This is a genomic window from Polyangium sp. 15x6, from assembly GCF_029960785.1.
GTDB lineage: Bacteria > Myxococcota_A > Polyangia > Polyangiales > Polyangiaceae > Polyangium.
In genome coordinates this window covers 83,395-100,044 of the sequence record NZ_JASBQE010000034.1, presented here as the reverse complement: position 1 = coordinate 100,044, position 16,650 = coordinate 83,395, and the positions used below count along the sequence as shown (strand labels likewise).

Here is a 16,650-nt window from a genome sequence, read left to right as displayed (position 1 = left end):
ACGGGAGAGGGGCCGGGGGGGAGGGTGTTTCAGCTCAATACCGGATGACGACCTTCGGATAGGTCGTGATCGCCTTCTGGAAGTCCGACGCGTCGTACTCGCGGAAGTCGAACATCGTCCCCTCGCCGCGCTTCAGGATGACCTCCCAGATGAGGTCGTGGATGTTCGGATCACGCGACTCCAGGAGATGCCGCGTGATGTGCCACGTCTCGAAGATCCGGCGGCCGATCACGCTGTGCAGGCTGATGCCGTCGACGATCAGCCGATCGAAGTTCTCGATCACCGCGTCGCCGCTCTTCAGGCCGAACAGGATCACGTCGCCGCCGCGACGAACCGCGTGAATCGCGTTGTTCACGCTCGAGTTCACGCCGCTCATCTCGAGCGCCACGTCCACGCCGACGCCGTCCGTCAGCTTCCGGATGCGCTCCGTCAGCTCCGGGTCGCTCTTGTGCGGTTTGTCCTTCGAACCATTCTGCAGCTGCGGCCGGAGCACCACGTCCGCGCCGAGCCGCCGCGCCATCTCCGCGTGGCTCTCCATCGGCTCGACGCCGATGATGTAGTTCGCGCCCATCGCCCGCGCGACGGCCACGGCGAACAGGCCGATCGTCCCGCATCCGACGATCGCCACGCGCTTGCCGCGCAGGTTCACCTTCGTGCACGCGTGCACCGCGTTGCCGAACGGCTCCTGGATCGCCGCGACCTCCGGCCGGATCTTCGTGATGTCCGTCCTCCAGAGGTTCTTCGCGGGCAGCTTCACGAGCTCGGCGAAGCAGCCGTCCTCGCTGATGCCGATGATCTTGTCGTCCGCGCAGACGTGCGTGTCGCCGATGCGGCACTGGTAGCAAACGCCGCAGGGGATGTGGCTCTCCGTCGTCACCACGTCGCCCACCTCGAGCCCGAATTGCCGCTTCGCGTCCGTGCCGAGCTCCACCACGCGGCCGAGCAGCTCGTGCCCGATCACGCGGGACGACTTCTTGTCGCGCTCGAGCGACTTGAAGATCATGTCCTTGAAGGCCGTGCGGAACCAGATGCCACGATCCGAGCCGCAGAAGCCGGTCATGATGGGCTTGATGAGCACCATCGACCGATCGTGGTAGTCGCTCGTCTCGTCGATGCGCGGCTTCTCCACCTCGGTCTTTCGCAGGCCCGTGGTGTTTTCCCACGGATCGGTCTCGCGGTCGTACGTCAGGGCCTGCATCGCGTCGCTCACGTTGTGCGCCTCCTCGAAAGACACGTCGGCCAGTGTCGTCGCGGCGCGCGACGGCGCAAGTCCCAAGGCGAACGATCGCTGCTTGACGCAGCGAGCTAACGCAGCTTGCGACCTGGCGGAGGCGTCGTCTGGGAGACCGGCGGGCGCTCGCGCATGCACTTGTCGAGGCCTGCTTGCAGCGAAGCGTCGAGCCCGCCGGGGAGCTTCGGACGACCCATCACGTTCACGAAGAGCCTGTCCTGCGCGATACCGCCGCCCGGCGCGAAGCTCATCCACACGAACATCGCGCGGCCCTTGATGTTCTCGAACGGCACGCCCGCGCCCATCCCGCCGCGCCAGCTCCGCGAGTCGTGGCTGTTGTAGCGGTTGTCGCCCATCACCCACACCTCGTTCGCGCCCACCTTGAACGGGCCCTGGTGATGACCGCAGATCCCAGCCTTGCACGACTGCCCGATCCCGCAGTCCTCTTGCCCCTTGCACACGGGTTCGTCGGGGCCGTTCGGGTGCGTGTCGTCGTGCGCGAACAGCGTGAAGTACGACTTGTCCTCCAGGTACTCCACGTACAGCCAGCCGTCGCTGCCGTAGCGCCCCACGTAGCAGTGCGGCACGAGCCAGCCGTTGATGATCGGGCGGCCGTTGATCGCCTCCAGCGTGTCGCCGGGGCCAGCGATCGCCCGCTTGATGAAGTCCTGCTCCTTGTTCTCCGGGAACTTGAAGACCATCACGTCCCCGCGCGTGGGCGGCAGGCTCGAGAAGAGCCGCTTCTCCGTCCACGGGATCAGCGGGCCGTAGGTCAGTTTGTTCACGAAGATGTGATCGCCGATCATCAGGCTCGGGATCATCGAGCCGCTCGGGATCTTGAACGCCTCGATCACGAACGCGCGCAGGATGAGCGCGACCGCCACGGCCACGCCGATCGACTCGGCGTACTCGCGCATCTCGCCCTTGCGCCAGCGCGACAGGTGCTCGCCCACCGCGCGGTCGGCGCGCGTGTGCGCCGCGTCGAACTCCGCGAGGTCGAACGACTCGGCGGTCATCGCCTTCTCGAGGCTGCTGATGGCCTCTTCGAGGCGCTCACGCTCGGCCGACCGGAGCCCCGAGTTCACCTCGCGCGCGTTCTGCTTGAGGATGCGCCGCGCCTCGTCGACGAGCGCCTGCGCCTCCTCGTATCGCGCCCGCGCTTGCGGCGGGATGTCCTTCCGCCCGACGCCGATCGCGCTCGAGAGCGGCAGCTCGTAGCGGAAGTGCCACGCGAGCATCGCGAAGATCGTGAAGAGCACGATGCCCGCGGGGATCGGCTGATCCTTGACGAACTCTCGCAGCCCGCCGGCCAGGACGTCCTCGGGCGACGGCGTCAAGAGCCAGACGACGAGGATGGCCAGGACAAACGGCAGCGTGACGACCCAGATCGCGTAGAAAAGACCGCGGAGCCAGGTCGGTCCGGCGCTGCCCGTGTTCGGCCGGGGCGAAGGAGACGGGTCGGATCCCTCCGTCGCGCCGCCTTCTTTGGCGAGGGCGGGCGAGCTCTCGGGAGACCGTTCTTCCGGCGTGGTTGCCAAGGGGTTAGCCTTTCTATACGCCGCCCTGGGGCAGGGCAAGGGCGAGAGGCACCGCGTAGCTCAAGGCGCGGCCCCGACTTCGACCGCGTAACTCACGAGCGCGGCTCGGTCATCACCGGCCGCGCTGGGCGGAGCCGTCCTGCCGGCCGCCGCCGTGTTGTCGAAGACCACGTAGTACTGCCCGGCCGGCAGCGGCAGCGGTCTCCGCCACACCATGCCGCTCGTCACGGGCTCGTCCAGGACGGGGGGCGCGGGCGGAGGCCCGAGCGCCACGCTCGTCGTGTACTGCTGCAGCCACGCGTCACCCACGCCGCGATGCACGACGATCACGTCGACCGCGGGCGCGCCGTCGACCGCCACGCTGAGGTAAAGGGCCTGCCCCTTCCCCTTCACCTCGAAGGGCCCGGTGTAATCACGCTGGTTCTGGTGCACCTCGACGCGCTCGTTCGCGACCACGAGCCGGCCGTTGTCCGCGGTCTTGTACGGCGAGCCCGGGCGCTTGCCCTTCTCGACGACGCCGAGGCCGAAGTCGACGCTGCCGTCGGCGTCACGGATGACCGTGAAGCCGCGGCTGATCTCCTTCTTCAGGACCGCGCCGCCGACCTGATCGAGGAAGCCTTGCGTCGATCCGCCGGGCAGGCCGAAGGCGCCGGGCGCGGGCGGCTGCTCGACGAGGCGCGAGCCGAACGTCGTGGCGCTCGTCGCGCGCTCGCGGAAGTAGACGTACATCGTGCTGCCATCCATCAGGAAGTCGTGGTCGTACTCGACGGCCGCGCTCGCATCGAAGCCGATGCGCTTCGTGATGTTGGTCCAGGCGTAGCCATAGCCGCCGAACTGCAGGAAGAGGTTGCCCGAGGCGAGCTCCTGCGCGGCGCAGGAGAGCGGGAAGAAGCGGCCCGTCGCGGGATCTTCCTCGCGCAGCTTGAGCGGCACGCTGCGCATCTGCACTTCGCGACAGATCTGGCCGCGCGCGAACGAGAAGATGCCGCGGCGGAGCGTGAGGTTGCCCGGATCGTTCACGACGCCGGGCATCACCGCGAGCGACGTCTGGCCGCAGCTCGCGCCCACGAAGGAGAGCGCGAAAGCGACGGAGAGGAGGCGCGCTGTGACGGCACGGAAGGACATGGCGGGGGAGAATAGTGCATACGCCCGGCCTCGGGCAGGTTTGGGGCGCAGCTCGGCTTGTCCGAGCGGAGCCCCAAGCGTTGAAAGGGGTGATAGCGTTTTTGCCTCATGTCGAAGGTGGCAGTCCTCGGCGCGGGCGCGTGGGGCACGGCGCTCGCGAAGGTCCTCGCAGACAAACAAAACCCGACGTTCCTCTGGTCGCACCGCGAAGAGCTCGCGCTCCTCATCAACGAGCGGCGCGTCAACGAGCGGTACCTGCCCTCGGCCCCGCTGCCGCCGACGCTGCGCGCGACCGGCGACCTCGAAGAAGCGCTCTCCGGCGCCGAGCTCGTCGTGCTCGTCGTGCCCTCGCACGCGATGCGCGAGGTCGTGAAGCTCGCGCGGCCGTACATCCCGGAGCGCGCGCTCCTCTGCAGCGCGACCAAGGGCATCGAGAACGACTCGCTCATGCTGATGAGCGAGGTGCTCGTCGACGAGCTCGGGCGCGCGATCGAGCCGCGCCTGTCGTATCTGTCGGGCCCGAGCTTCGCGAAGGAGGTCGCCGCGGGGCAGCCCACGGCCGTCGTCGTCGCGGGCAAGAGCAACGACGAGACCGTCGCGGTGCAGCACGCGTTCGCCACGGAGCGGCTGCGCGTCTACCAGTCGGACGACGTCGTCGGCGTGGAGGTCGGCGGCGCGCTGAAGAACGTCGTGGCCATCGCGGCGGGCGCCGTCGACGGGCTCGGCTTCGGGCACAACGCGCGCGCCGGCGTGATCACGCGCGGCCTCGCGGAGATCGCCCGTATCGCCATGGTCAAGGGCGGTAGCCCCCTCACGCTCGCGGGCCTCTCCGGGCTCGGCGACCTCGTGCTCACGTGTACCGGCGAGCTCTCGCGCAATCGCACCGTCGGCTACGAGATGGGCCGCGGGCGCACGCTCGACGACGTGCTCACGCACCTCGGCCACGTCGCCGAGGGCGTCAAGACCGCGAAGAGCGCCTACGATCTCGGGACGAAGCTCGACGTGGACCTGCCCATCACGACCGAGGTCTATCGCGTGCTCTACGAGCAAAAGACCCCGCTCCAGGCGGTCGTGGACCTCATGAACCGGTCGCTGCGCAAGGAATGACGCGCCCGATCGCGCCTCGCCGACGCGATCGACATCGCGCAGAAGAAGGCAGGAGAGCGGGAAAGGTGTAGACTCCCTGGCGCGATGCTACGTGCGCGTTGGTTCGCTCTTCTTGCTGCAGCTCTTTCCATTGGCGTTGCCGCGACCGCCGCGGCGCAGAACCCGGTCCCGGATCCGTCCGGTCAGCCGCCGCCTCCGCAGCCCTTCCCGCTGCCGACGACGCTGCCCACGATCCCGGGCCTGCCGCCGCTCGTCCCGCAGCAGCCCGCGCCGCAGCCGGATCCGAACCAGCCCCAGCAGCCCCCGCAACAGCAGCCCACGCTCCCCGGCCTGCCCACGATCCCGGGCCTGCCGCCGCTGATCCCGCAGCAGCCCACGCAGCCGCAGCAGCCCACGCAGCCGCAGCCGAACCCGTACGGACAGCCCTACGGACAGCAGCCGTATGGGCAGCAACCTTATGGCCAGCAACCTTATGGGCAACAACCTTATGGCCAGCAACCTTATGGCCAGCAACCTTATGGCCAGCAGCCCTGCGTGCAGCAGCCTTATGGCCCGCCCTGCCCGTCCGTGCAGCCCGTCGTCCCGCTCGTGCAGGATCGAACGAAGCTCGAAATGGGCTACCTCTACGGCGCCTCGATCGCCTGGGGCGTGACCACCGGCGTCTGGATCGATCTCGAAGCGGAGACGGAAAACCCCGGCCTCGCGCTCATCGCGCCCGCGCTCTTCGGCGCCGCCGCGCCGACCGCGATGTTCTTCCTCGACCGCCCGAAGATGCCCCTCGGCCGCCCCTCCGCGATCGCCACCGGCATCATGCTCGGCTCGGGCGAGGCCGCGCTCATCTGGACGCGCCAGTACACCACCGCCAAGTCGGGCGAGGAGTGGGGCCCGAAGGAGTACTTCCGCGCCCACGTCATCAGCTCGACCGTCGGCGGCGTCGGCGGCTTCCTCGCGCATTACGGCCTCAAGTTCCGCCCGCAGACGAGCATGTTCGTCGGCTCGGCGGCGCTCTGGGGCGCGATGGCGGGCGGCGCGTTCGGCGGCGGCGGCAGCAGCGGATCGTGGAGCGCGTGGGCCAACGACGGCGTCTTCCTCGGCGGCCTCATCGGCTACAACCTCGGCATGGTCACGGCCGCGGGCGTCTCCGCGGTGTGGACGCCGTCGTGGAACCAGCTCGGGTGGATGTGGGGCGGCTTCGGCGCGGGCGCCGCCGTCTCTGCGCTCGTCTATCCGTTCTACGCGCTCTCGGACGACGCCGATCCGCGCAGCGGCCTGATCTTCCAGGGAGTCCTCTCCCTCCTCGGCGCGGCCGGCGGCGCGCTCATCGGCGCGCCCGAGTCCAAGAGCCAAACGACCCAGGCGCCCGCGACGACCATGGGCATCGGCAATCACCCCAAGTTCGCGCGCATCCTCGGCCCCTCCATCATGCCGGTCCAGGGCCCCGGCGCAGGTGTCTCGCTCGTCGGCGAGCTTTACTGAAGCCCGGCAACGTAGCCGGGCCTCCCTACATCGAACGGCGCGCCGGGGCCGACGCCCGCGGCAAAAGCGCTATCCTCCGGGTCCCCATGCCGACACTGAAGTACTTCGCCGCCCGCGGGGCGCCTCGGGTGTATGCCGTGCACAAGCCGGTCACGACGATCGGCAAAGCGCTCGGAAACGACGTCGCGCTCGCGGGGGCGGGGCTCGCGGACCACCACGCGCAGATCTCCTTCGATGGCCGCGACTTCGTCCTCGAAGAGCTCGACCGTGACGGCGACATCCAGATCAACGGCAAGAAGAAGCGCCGCGCGCGCCTCGTCCACGGCGACCGCGTCACGCTCGGCAGCGTCGAGCTCGGCTTCTCGATGTTCTCCGAGGCCACGAAGGCCCGCCAGGACGACGACGATGGCCAGAGCGAGAAACGCGAGACGCCCGGCGTCTCGGCGGAGCTCGCGGGCGTGCGCAAGCTCTTCGCGTTCAGCGAGAAGCTCATCAACCGACGCAGCGTCGACGAGCTGCTCGAAGCGATGCTCGACGACATCATCGAGCTCACGCACGCGGACAAGGGATTCCTCCTGCTCGTGGAAGGCGCCGAGGAGGCCGCGGATCCGGGCAAGGGCGCGCGTCGCGACGCCCAGGGCGAGGAGCGCAAGCTCGTGGTGCGCGCCTCGCGCAACGTGCGGCGCGAGGCGATCACGGACGCGCAGGGCTCGATCTCGGACAGCATCGCGCGGCAGGTCCTCGCCTCGGGCAGGTCGCTCATCGTCTCGGACGCGCTCGCGGACACGCAGTTCGGCCGCAGCGAGAGCGTCATCGCGATGAAGCTCTCCAGCGTCATGTGCGCGCCGCTGCTCTCGCAGGGCGAGGTGATCGGCGCGCTTTACGTCGGCAACGACAAGGTCAAGCACCTCTTCGATCGCACGCAGCTCGAGCTGCTCGGCATCTTCGCCTCGCAAGCCTCGCTGATCCTGCAAAACGCGATGCTCCTCAGCGCGCTCCGGGCCGACAAGGCGAAGCTCGAAGCGGAGCTCAAGGACAAGAAGTTCGGCGAGATCATCGGCGCGTGTCCGAGCATGCTCGAGGTCTTCCGCAAGCTCACGAAGGTGGCGGCGACGGACATCAGCGTGCTCATCACGGGCGAGACCGGGACGGGCAAGGAGCTCATCGCGCGGGAAATCCACAGGCGATCGAACCGCGAGAACGGGCCGTTCGTCACGATCAACTGCGGCGCGATCCCGGAGAACCTCATCGAGAGCGAGCTCTTCGGTCACGTGAAGGGCGCGTTCACGGGCGCCATCGCGAGCCGGCCCGGAAAATTCCAGGTCGCGGACAAGGGCACGCTCTTCCTCGACGAGATCGGCGAGCTACCGCTGAACTTGCAGGTCAAACTGCTTCGCGCGCTGCAGGAGCGTGTCGTCTTCCGCGTCGGCGACTCGAAGCCGGAGAAGGTCGACATCCGCATCGTCGCCGCGACGAACCGAAACCTCGAAGAGGAGATCCGCGCGAGCCACTTCCGCGAGGACCTCTACTACCGGCTCAACGTCGTGAACCTCTGGCTCCCGCCCCTGCGCGAGCGCGGCGACGACGTGCTCATCATCGCGAAGGCGCTGCTCTCGAAGTACGCGGACGAGCTCGGGAGCTCGGTGCGCGGCTACAGCCCCGCGGCGCTCGCGGCGATCAAGAAATACGGCTGGCCCGGGAACATCCGGCAGCTCGAAAACCGCATCAAGAAGGCGCTCGTGCTCTGCGACAAGACGCTGCTCGGCCCCGAGGACCTCGATCTCGGTCCCGGCGCGGAGACCGCCATCTTGCCGCTCGAGAAAGCGAAAGAAGAATTCCAGCGCAGGTACGTCCTCGAAGTGCTGGAACGCAACAACGGGAACCGCACGCAGACCGCCCGCGACCTCGGCGTCGATCCACGCACCATCTTCCGGTACCTGGAGAAAGAGCAAAACCCGATGCCGAGCGGCGCGGGCGGCACGCCGCGGGATCCCTCCGAAGGCTGAATGGAAAGCACCGAAGCCCGGACCCTCCCCCACCCGTGTCCCGACAAAACGCGCGCCGATCTCGAATGGGATCGGCTGCTCGCGGCGCTCGCCGATCGCGCGGCGAGCGAGGCCGGCAAGCGCATCGCCCGTGATCTCCCGTTCGCCTCGACGCACGAGGGCGTGCGGGTCGCGCTCGGCGAGGTGCAGGAGGCCGTCGATCTCGACCGCACCGCCGAGCCCTTGCCCGCGCCCGACGTGCCCTGGGTCGAGGCCGCGCTCGATCGCGCGCGCATCGGCGCGACCTTGGCGAACGAGGAGCTGCGCGCCGTGGGCCGTTGCCTCGCGGAGGCCGGCCGGCTGCGTCGCTTCCTCGCGGCGCGCAAGACGCGTGTTCCGCTGCTCTTCCGCGCCTGCTCGACCGATCCGGGCCTCGACGCGCTCGAGCGCGAGGTGAGCTCCGCGTTCGATCCCGACGGCACGCTCTCCGATCGCGCTTCGCCGCGCCTCGCGGAGCTCCGCGCCGAGCGGCGAAACCTGCGCGATCGTCTCGTCCGCAAGCTCGACGAGATCATGCACAAGCACGCGGACATCCTGCAGGACACCTACTACACGGAGCGGGACGGACGGTACGTGCTGCCCGTGCGCGCCGACGCGCACGAGCGGTTCCCGGGCATCGTGCATGCGACGAGCGGGAGCGGCGCGACGCTCTTCGTCGAGCCGCGTGTCGTCGTCGAGATGGGCAACCGCCTGAAGATGGTCGAGGCCCTCGTGCAGCACGAGGAGGAGCTCGTCTACGCGGCGCTCAGCGCGAAGATCGGCGGCGAGATCGACTCGGTCGCGGCCGCCGTCTTTGCCCTCGCGCACGCGGACGTGCGCGCCGCGGCCGCGCGCCTCGCGAAGGATCTACGCTTCACGTTCCCCGAGGTGCCCGAGGCCGGATCCATCGGGACGATCCGCCTCATCGGAGCGCGTCACCCGCTGCTCGCGCTCGACGGCGTCTCCGTCGTCCCGAGCGACCTCGGGATCACGGCGGGCCACGCGATGATCGTCTCGGGCCCGAACGCCGGCGGCAAGACCGTCGCCCTGAAGACGCTCGGCCTCGCCGCGCTCTGCGTCCGCGCGGGCCTGCCCGTGCCGGCCGACGAGGGCTCGCGCGTCGACGTCTTCGAGGTCGTGCTCACGGACGTCGGCGACGATCAGAGCCTGCACAAGAACCTCTCCACGTTCAGCGCGCACGTGCAGAACCTCGCGCACATCCTCGCGGATACGCGGCCCGGCGCGCTGGTTTTGCTCGACGAACTCGCGGGCGGCACGGACCCGCGCGAGGGCGAGGCGCTCGCGTCGGCCGTGCTCGACTCGCTCTGCGCGCGCGGCGGCACCGTCGCGACGACGACCCACTACGAGGGCCTGAAGGCGCTCGCGCTCGCCGATCCGCGCTTCGAGAATGCCTCCGTCGGCTTCGACATCGCCACGATGAGCCCGACGTTCCGGCTCTCGATGGGCATCCCCGGCGCGTCGAGCGCGCTCGCCGTGGCGCGTCGCTTCGGCATCCCGGGCACCGTGCTCGAACGCGCCGAGCGGTTCCTCTCGCGCGAGGCCGTGCGGTTCGAGGACATGGTCGCGAAGCTCCAGGCCGAGCGAAATGCGCTCGAGGTCGCGCGCACGTCGGCCGAGCGCGAGGCCGAGATCGCGCGCGACAAGCAACGCGCGCTCGACGAGGAGCTCACGCGCCTGCGCGCCGAGGAGCGCCGCTACGTCACCGAGGCCGGCCGCGAGCTTCTGGAGTCGATCCGCAAGGCGCGGCAGGACATCCGCGACGCCCAAGCGCGCCTCCGGGCCAAGCCCACGACCGAGGATCTACGCGCCGCGGCCCGCGCGATCGACGCCGTCGCCCAGAAGACGAGCACCTTCGGCGAGCTCGAACCGACCGGGCGTGACGAAGGTTTGTCCCGCGGAACCATCGCGCCGGCGGAGATCCGCGTGGGCACGCGCGTCTACGTCCCGCGCCTGCGCGCCGAAGCCGACGTCGTCGAGGTCCTCGCGGGCGGCCAGCTCCGCGTCGCCGCCGGGCCCCTCAAGCTCACGACCTCGGTCGCCGAGGTGCGCGCGGCCGATGGGGGTTCGTCCGATAAAACCCGCGCGGGAAGCGGCAAGAAGCGCGTCGATCTCGACGCGGCCGCCGATCCCGACGTCCCCATCCAGACGAGCGAGAACACCGTCGATCTCCGCGGCCTCCGCGCGCACGAGGCCGTCGGCATGGCCGAGCAGTTCCTCGATCGCTCCGTCGGCGCGGGCCGACGCGTGGCCTTCCTGATCCACGGCCACGGCAAGGGGGCCCTGCGCGACGCCGTGCGGGACGCGATGCGCCAGAGCCCCTACGTCTCCCGCCTCCGCCCCGGCGAACCTCGCGAGGGCGGCGACGGCGTCACGGTCGTCTGGCTCCGCGCCTAGCGGGCCGGTTTCCTCCACCGCCTCCGCCGCCGTCGCGTTTGCCCACGCCCTTGCCGGGATCGGCCGGCTTGCCCGCCGCGGCTCGATCGCGATCCACGCGCCCGAGATCCTCGGCGATCCGATCGAGCACGCCGTTCACGAACGCCGACGAGTCCTCGCTGCCGAAGCGCTTGGCGAGCTCGACCGCCTCGTCGAGGATGACCGCGCGCGGCACGTCCCCACCGTTGATGAGCTCCCACGCGCCGAGGCGCAGCACGTTCCGATCGACCCGCGCCATCCGCTCGAGCCGCCAGTTCACGCTCGCCTTGCGAATCGTATCGTCGACCTTCGTGAGGTTCTTCTCGACGCCTCGCACGATCTGGTCGGCGTACTCCCTGCCTTCCGGATCCCCGGGCGTCAAACGCCAGTAGTGCATGATCACGCGCTCAGCGGAGCTCGTGCCCTGCTCCAGCGCGAACAACATTTGCAGCGCCGCCTCGCGGCCCGTCGACCGAGCGCCCATGGTCCCGAGAGCTTTCGATCAGAGCCCGGCGCCGTCGAGGGCCGAGGCGAGCGAGACCATCTCGATCGCGCTCACGGCGGCCTCCCAGCCCTTGTTGCCTGCTTTCGTCCCGGCGCGCTCGACCGCCTGCTCGATCGTGTCGGTCGTCAGGACGCCAAACGTCACGGGCACGCCCGTCTGCAAGGAGACCTGCGCGATCCCCTTCGTCACCTCGGACGCCACATAGTCGAAGTGCGGCGTCGAGCCGCGGATCACCGCGCCGAGCGCCACGACCGCGCTCACGCTGCGCTTCTCCGCGAGCCTGCGGACCACGACGGGGATCTCCCACGCGCCCGGCACGCGCACGATCGTCACGTCCGAGATCGAACCGCCGTGCCGCGCGATCGCGTCGAGCGCGCCCTCGACCAGCCTGTCGACGATGAAGTGGTTGAACCGGCTCACGACGAGGGCGAACTTCGCCCCCGACGGGACGACCAGGTGGCCCTCGACCGTGCGCGGAGCGCCGCGCTCTCCGTTGGTGCTCATCCTAATTTCCTCAAGCCTCGCCCTGCATGGATACGAGCGGCACGCGCTCGACCACCTCGAGCCCGAACCCGTCGAGCCCTGCGATCTTCGTCTGGCTGTTCGTCAGAAGCCGGAGCTTCTGGCAGCCGAGGTCCGCGAGCACCTGCGCGCCGAGCCCGAACTCCCGCAGCGCCTGCTGCGGCGCGCGCGCGTCCTGCGTCGTGCGGCCCTTCGCTTCGAGCTCGGCCCCGAGATCGAGCCGCGGCGGGATGTAGAGCACCACGCCCTCGCCCGCCTTCTCGATCAGCGAGATCGCCTCGCGCAGGTTCGAGCCGCCCTCGAACGGCGTCGAGCTGAAGAGGTCGGCCACGAGCGCGCCCGAATGCACGCGGCAGAGCGTGGGCTTCGCGCCGTCCACCGTGCCCTTCACGAGCGCGAGGAACTGCCGCGCCTCGCCGATGATCTCGTACACCGCCGCCGTCCACGTCGTGCCCGTCTGATCGAGCCGGAGCTCTCGCTCCGACACGCGACGCACGAGCCGCTCGGTCTGCAGGCGGTACTGGATGAGGTCCGCCACCGACAGGATCACGAGTTCGTGGTGCGAGGCGAACCGCTCGAGGTCCGGCATCCGCGCCATCGTGCCGTCGTCGTTCATGATCTCGCAGATCACGCCCGCGGCCCTGAGCCCCGCGAGCCGCGCGAGATCCACCGAGCCCTCGGTTTGTCCCGTCCGAACCAGGACGCCGCCGCGCCGCGCGCGCAGCGGAAACACGTGTCCCGGCGTGACGAGGTCCACGGGCCGCGCGTCGGGCGCGATCGCGACCTGGATCGTCCTCGCGCGATCGGCCGCGCTGATGCCCGTGGTCACGCCCGTGCGCGCCTCGATGCTCACGGTGAACGCCGTCCCGAGGGGCGGACCGCCGCGCCCCGGCGCGCTCATCATCGGCAGCTCCAGCCGGTCGACCTGCTCCTCTTCGAGCGTGAGGCAGATGAGGCCACGGCCGTGCTTGGCCATGAAGTTGATCGCCTCCGGCGACACGCGCTCGGCGGCCATGCAGAGATCGCCCTCGTTCTCGCGGTCCTCGTCGTCGACGAGGATCACCATCCGACCGTTGCGGATCTCGTCGAGCGCGCGGTTCACGCGGCCGAGGACGGCAGAGTCGATCGTCAGTCGATGCGGCATGGTGCCCCCGCCCTTTTCACCCGCGCGCCCCGCCGCGAGCTCATCAAAGGAATCCCCCCGATCGGAGCTTCGCGAGGAGGCGTTCGTCCCTGGATTCGTGGTGGTGGTGCTCATCGTTCTCTGCGACCTCTCCTCCCCACCCCGGCGCCTCTTCCGACGAAGGCGTAGCGCGCGCTCCGCTCGCGATCGAAAGCTGCCGCGCCACGTAGCGCGCGAGCACATCGACTTCAAGATTCACGGCCTGCCCCGGCCGAAGATCGCCGAGGTTGGTCCGCCCGAGCGTGTGCGGCACGAGCATGACCTCGAACAGGACACGTGACGAGCGCCCCTGCCCCTGATCCGTCACCCGGTTGATCGTCAGGCTCACGCCGTCGATCGCGATCGAGCCCTTGTCCGCGAGGTACGGCGCGAGCCCGCCGTCGGTCTCGACCACGAGCCTCGTCGCGTCCCCGCTCGGCGCCCGCTCGCTCACGCGCCCGATGCCGTCCACGTGGCCGAGCACCATGTGCCCGCCCATCCGCCCGCCGAGCTTCATCGCTCGTTCGAGGTGCACCCGCGCGCCCACCGCGAGCGCGCCGAGCGTCGTCCGCTCGAGGGTCTCTTCGGACATGTCGCACTCGAACCCGCTCGGCCGGATGCGATCCACCGTGAGGCATGCGCCGTTCACGCTGATCGACTCGCCGAGCTCGAGCGGCCCGAGCGAGCACTCGATGAACGCGCGCGCGACGGGGCTGCCGGCCCTTTGCCGGAGGATCCCGATGGTCTCGACGAGGCCCGTGAACATCCGCTTCGGTTCGATCCGAGGGCTTACTCTTTGTTTGCCTGCGCGGCGAGCAGACGGTCGACGATCCGCTTCGACTCTTCGCCGAGCTCGGTGAACACGACGCCCATGCCGGGCGGGTCGTCGTGGACGCGAACCACCTCGCCGATGCCCTCGATCGTCTCGATGTCGTCCATGATCACGGTGAAGCGCAGGTTGACCTTGGTGCCGACCTCGAGCGGGATCTTCGAGCGGACGAACACACCCGTGCGGGAGATGTTCGACACGTACTCGTTGATGAACGAGTCGTAGCTCTCGAACTCCTTGTTGATCGTGACGCGCTCGTCCTTGCGCGGGCCGTGGTCAACAGGAGGACGGTCGCTCTCGTTCATGCGTCACCTCATCTGCCGAGCAGGTCGAACTGTTCGAGGTGGTATTCCTTGCGGGGGACGAGCTCGATCCGGCGCGTGAACAGGCGCTCGGCCTCTTGCACGGCGACCCGCTCGTCGTTCTTCAGGAGGTCGACGATCGCCGGGTGCGCGTTGACGATCACCACGTACCCCGGGAGGTTCAAGCGCTCGCGGCGGATCTGCCGCAAGATCTCGTACGCGATGCTCTGCTTCGACTGGAGCTGCCCGGTGCCGTCGCAGTAGAAGCACGGCTCGAGCATGATGCGCCCGAGGCTCTCCCGCGTGCGCTTGCGGGTCATCTCGATGAGGCCGAGCTCCGAGATCCGGTTGAACGTGGTCTTGGCCTTGTCCTTCGACAGGAGCTCCTCCAGGCGCTTGCGCACCTTCTCGCGGTTGCCCGCGCGCTCCATGTCGATGAGGTCGAGGATGATCAGGCCGCCGATGTTCCGGAACCGGAGCTGGTAGGCGATCTCCTCGACCGCCTCCAGGTTCGTCGTGAGGATCGTCTCTTCGAGGTCGCGAGATCCTTTGCCCACGAACTTTCCGGTGTTCACGTCGATCGCCGTGAGCGCCTCGGCCTGATCGATGATCAGGTGGCCGCCCGAGGGCAGCGGGACCTTGCGCGACAGGGCGCGCTGGATCTCGTCCTCGATGCCGTACGCGTCGAAGATCGGCTCCTCGCCTTCGTAGAGCTCCACGGCGTCCACGCGCTCCGGCATGAACATCTCCATGAAGCGCTTCAGCCGCACGTACTCCTCGCGGCTGTCGATCACGATCTTCTCGATGTCGTCCGTGAAGAGATCCCGCGCCGTCTTCAGCACGAGATCGAGCTCCGTGTAGAGGCACGCCGGCCCCCGCACCACGCTCTCGCGCTTCTTCACGACCTCGCCCCAGAGCCGCACGAGGTAGCCGACGTCCGACTTGAGCTGCTTCTTCGTCAGGCCCTCGGCCACCGTGCGCACGATGAGCCCGCCCTGCGGCGGCTTCATCGACTCGATCGCCTCGCGCAGCCGCGAGCGCTCCTTCTCCGAGCCGATGCGCTTCGAGATGCCCACGTGATCGACCGTCGGCAGGTACACGACGTACCGGCCCGGCAGCGAGACGTGGCTCGTCACGCGCGCGCCCTTCGTCCCGATCGGCTCCTTCGAGACCTGCACGAGGACCTCCTGGCCCTCGCGGATCACCTCACGGATCGGCGTGGTCTTCGAGACGCGCATCGGATCGTGATGGCTGCCGTGCGCTCGCTTCGTGGTCGTACGATCGCCCCCGCGATCACGACCTCCGCGACCTCCATCCCGACCGCGTCCCTTCTCGCTGCGGTCGCGGCTGCGCCCTTCCTTCGGCGTCCGCGACGTCTCGCGTGCGGCCTCCTTGGGCGCTTCCTTCACCGCCACCACCACCGCAGCAGCTGCGGCCTCCGGCCGACGATCGCGGGTTCGTCCGGACCGACGCACGCGACCACGTTGCCCACGACCACGCCGTGAGCGCCCGCCGCGCGGCTCCGTCGGCGAGGTCTCGGCCGCCTCGCTACCTGCGCCCTCGACCTTCACCTCGGCCGCCTGCGCCTCCGCGCCCTCCTCGGCCTGCGCTGCGTCCTCTTGCTCCTCGGGCTCCGCGCTCGCTTCGGTCGCCTCGACGGCTTCAACAGCCTCGACGTCGCCTTCGTCTTCCGACTCCGTCGCGTCGTCCGCCTCTTCCTCGACGCGCGCCTCGTCTGCGAGAGCTTCCTCCGCGGCGGACTCCTCCGAGGCCGGTTCGTCCGAGGTCGGCCCCTCGGTGCTCTGCGCCTCGGCGGCTTGCTCTTCGTCGCCCTCTTCGAAGACTTCTTCGCCGCTCGGCTCGGCCATCACGTCGAGCGCGGTCGGCAGCGAGATCGACACGTCGCGCTCGGTGCGCACCGGCTCTTCGGGCACGTGCGCCGTGATCTCGGGCGCGACGTGCGCCGGCCGTTCTTCTTCTTCGTGCGACGTGCCGTGTGTGTGCCGACCTGCGAGATACGCGTCGAAATCGTCCGGACGGATCAGGTCCTCGACGTGCAGGAAGGCCGCGCGTTCGAGCCCGATGTCGATGAACGCGGCCTGCATGCCCGGGAGAACACGGCTGACCCTGCCGAGGTAGATGTTCCCGAGGGTCCCCTTCTGCGCATCTCGCTCGATGTGCAGCTCGGCGATGATCCCGTTTTCGATGAGGGCGACGCGCGTCTCGCGGATGTCGACGTTGATGACGAGGAGATTCTTACCCATGCCACTGGAGCGCCCTTACCGCGCCGCGAGCGAAGGGTTACCACGACAAGCCCGGGCCATGAAGCCGATTGGCTCGCCTTTCGTTCAGGGCTCGTCCTTCGCGACGGACCCGCGCTTCGCCGGTGCCCCCGG

12 protein-coding genes and 1 pseudogene are annotated in these 16,650 nt (G+C 69.2%); 4 read left to right on the top strand and 9 right to left on the bottom strand.

The features are described from left to right. Positions 1 to 34 precede the first annotated feature (34 nt). From QHF83_RS24880 to QHF83_RS24870, 3 genes are all read right to left on the bottom strand, one after another. Entirely contained in the window at positions 35 to 1,234 is a 1,200-nt protein-coding gene (locus QHF83_RS24880) for a zinc-binding dehydrogenase (RefSeq protein WP_282420411.1), read from the bottom strand. Positions 1,235 to 1,305: 71 nt separating this feature from the next. After that, entirely contained in the window at positions 1,306 to 2,769 is a 1,464-nt protein-coding gene (gene lepB, locus QHF83_RS24875) for a signal peptidase I (protein WP_282420410.1), read from the bottom strand. Between the two features lie 60 nt (positions 2,770 to 2,829). Continuing rightward, the gene (locus QHF83_RS24870) at positions 2,830 to 3,894 is read right to left on the bottom strand and encodes a hypothetical protein (RefSeq protein WP_282420409.1); all 1,065 of its coding nucleotides are present in this window, start codon (positions 3,892 to 3,894) and stop codon (positions 2,830 to 2,832) included. A gap of 108 nt (positions 3,895 to 4,002) precedes the next feature. Between QHF83_RS24870 and QHF83_RS24865 the strand changes: the two genes are divergently transcribed. The 4 genes from QHF83_RS24865 (at position 4,003) to QHF83_RS24850 (ending at position 10,916) form a co-directional block, all read left to right on the top strand. Beyond that, a complete protein-coding gene (locus tag QHF83_RS24865) occupies positions 4,003 to 5,001 on the top strand; it encodes an NAD(P)H-dependent glycerol-3-phosphate dehydrogenase (protein WP_282420408.1) in 999 nt (332 codons plus the stop codon). 84 nt (positions 5,002 to 5,085) lie between these two features. After that, positions 5,086 to 6,477 carry a hypothetical protein gene (locus QHF83_RS24860; protein ID WP_282420407.1) on the top strand — a complete coding sequence of 464 codons (1,392 nt, stop codon included), beginning with the start codon at positions 5,086 to 5,088 and terminating at the stop codon, positions 6,475 to 6,477. 86 nt (positions 6,478 to 6,563) lie between these two features. Then, positions 6,564 to 8,483 (top strand): sigma 54-interacting transcriptional regulator, encoded by a 1,920-nt coding sequence (locus QHF83_RS24855; protein WP_282420406.1) that lies wholly within the window; start codon positions 6,564 to 6,566, stop codon positions 8,481 to 8,483. Next, positions 8,484 to 10,916 carry a Smr/MutS family protein gene (locus QHF83_RS24850; protein WP_282420405.1) on the top strand — a complete coding sequence of 811 codons (2,433 nt, stop codon included), beginning with the start codon at positions 8,484 to 8,486 and terminating at the stop codon, positions 10,914 to 10,916. 82 nt (positions 10,917 to 10,998) lie between these two features. Here QHF83_RS24850 and nusB read toward each other — a convergent pair. From nusB to QHF83_RS24820, 6 genes and pseudogenes are all read right to left on the bottom strand, one after another. After that, a pseudogene (gene nusB, locus QHF83_RS24845) lies at positions 10,999 to 11,418 on the bottom strand (transcription antitermination factor NusB); the annotation flags it as partial. A gap of 18 nt (positions 11,419 to 11,436) precedes the next feature. Further along, entirely contained in the window at positions 11,437 to 11,943 is a 507-nt protein-coding gene (gene ribE / locus QHF83_RS24840) for a 6,7-dimethyl-8-ribityllumazine synthase (protein WP_272418499.1), read from the bottom strand. Positions 11,944 to 11,953: 10 nt separating this feature from the next. Next, positions 11,954 to 13,105 carry a 3,4-dihydroxy-2-butanone-4-phosphate synthase gene (gene ribB, locus QHF83_RS24835; protein ID WP_282420404.1) on the bottom strand — a complete coding sequence of 384 codons (1,152 nt, stop codon included), beginning with the start codon at positions 13,103 to 13,105 and terminating at the stop codon, positions 11,954 to 11,956. Positions 13,106 to 13,148: 43 nt separating this feature from the next. Further along, positions 13,149 to 13,889, bottom strand: a complete 741-nt coding sequence (locus QHF83_RS24830) for a riboflavin synthase (protein WP_282420403.1) — start codon at positions 13,887 to 13,889, stop codon at positions 13,149 to 13,151. 23 nt (positions 13,890 to 13,912) lie between these two features. Further along, the gene (locus tag QHF83_RS24825) at positions 13,913 to 14,257 is read right to left on the bottom strand and encodes a PilZ domain-containing protein (RefSeq protein WP_282420402.1); all 345 of its coding nucleotides are present in this window, start codon (positions 14,255 to 14,257) and stop codon (positions 13,913 to 13,915) included. 8 nt (positions 14,258 to 14,265) lie between these two features. Beyond that, the gene (locus tag QHF83_RS24820; RefSeq protein WP_282420401.1) at positions 14,266 to 16,518 is read right to left on the bottom strand and encodes an Rne/Rng family ribonuclease; all 2,253 of its coding nucleotides are present in this window, start codon (positions 16,516 to 16,518) and stop codon (positions 14,266 to 14,268) included. Between the last annotated feature and the right edge of the window lie 132 nt (positions 16,519 to 16,650).

Bases quoted from the DNA above. Each gene is read 5' to 3' on its own strand.
- QHF83_RS24860 (WP_282420407.1), top strand. From the start codon at position 5,086: ATGCTACGTGCGCGTTGGTTCGCTCTTCTTGCTGCAGCTCTTTCCATT.
- QHF83_RS24850 (WP_282420405.1), top strand. From the start codon at position 8,484: ATGGAAAGCACCGAAGCCCGGACCCTCCCCCACCCGTGTCCCGACAAA.
- QHF83_RS24820 (WP_282420401.1), bottom strand. From the start codon at position 16,518: ATGGGTAAGAATCTCCTCGTCATCAACGTCGACATCCGCGAGACGCGC.
- QHF83_RS24830 (WP_282420403.1), bottom strand. From the start codon at position 13,889: ATGTTCACGGGCCTCGTCGAGACCATCGGGATCCTCCGGCAAAGGGCC.
- QHF83_RS24870 (WP_282420409.1), bottom strand. From the start codon at position 3,894: ATGTCCTTCCGTGCCGTCACAGCGCGCCTCCTCTCCGTCGCTTTCGCG.
- QHF83_RS24855 (WP_282420406.1), top strand. From the start codon at position 6,564: ATGCCGACACTGAAGTACTTCGCCGCCCGCGGGGCGCCTCGGGTGTAT.
- ribB (WP_282420404.1), bottom strand. From the start codon at position 13,105: ATGCCGCATCGACTGACGATCGACTCTGCCGTCCTCGGCCGCGTGAAC.
- ribE (WP_272418499.1), bottom strand. From the start codon at position 11,943: ATGAGCACCAACGGAGAGCGCGGCGCTCCGCGCACGGTCGAGGGCCAC.
- QHF83_RS24825 (WP_282420402.1), bottom strand. From the start codon at position 14,257: ATGAACGAGAGCGACCGTCCTCCTGTTGACCACGGCCCGCGCAAGGAC.
- QHF83_RS24865 (WP_282420408.1), top strand. From the start codon at position 4,003: ATGTCGAAGGTGGCAGTCCTCGGCGCGGGCGCGTGGGGCACGGCGCTC.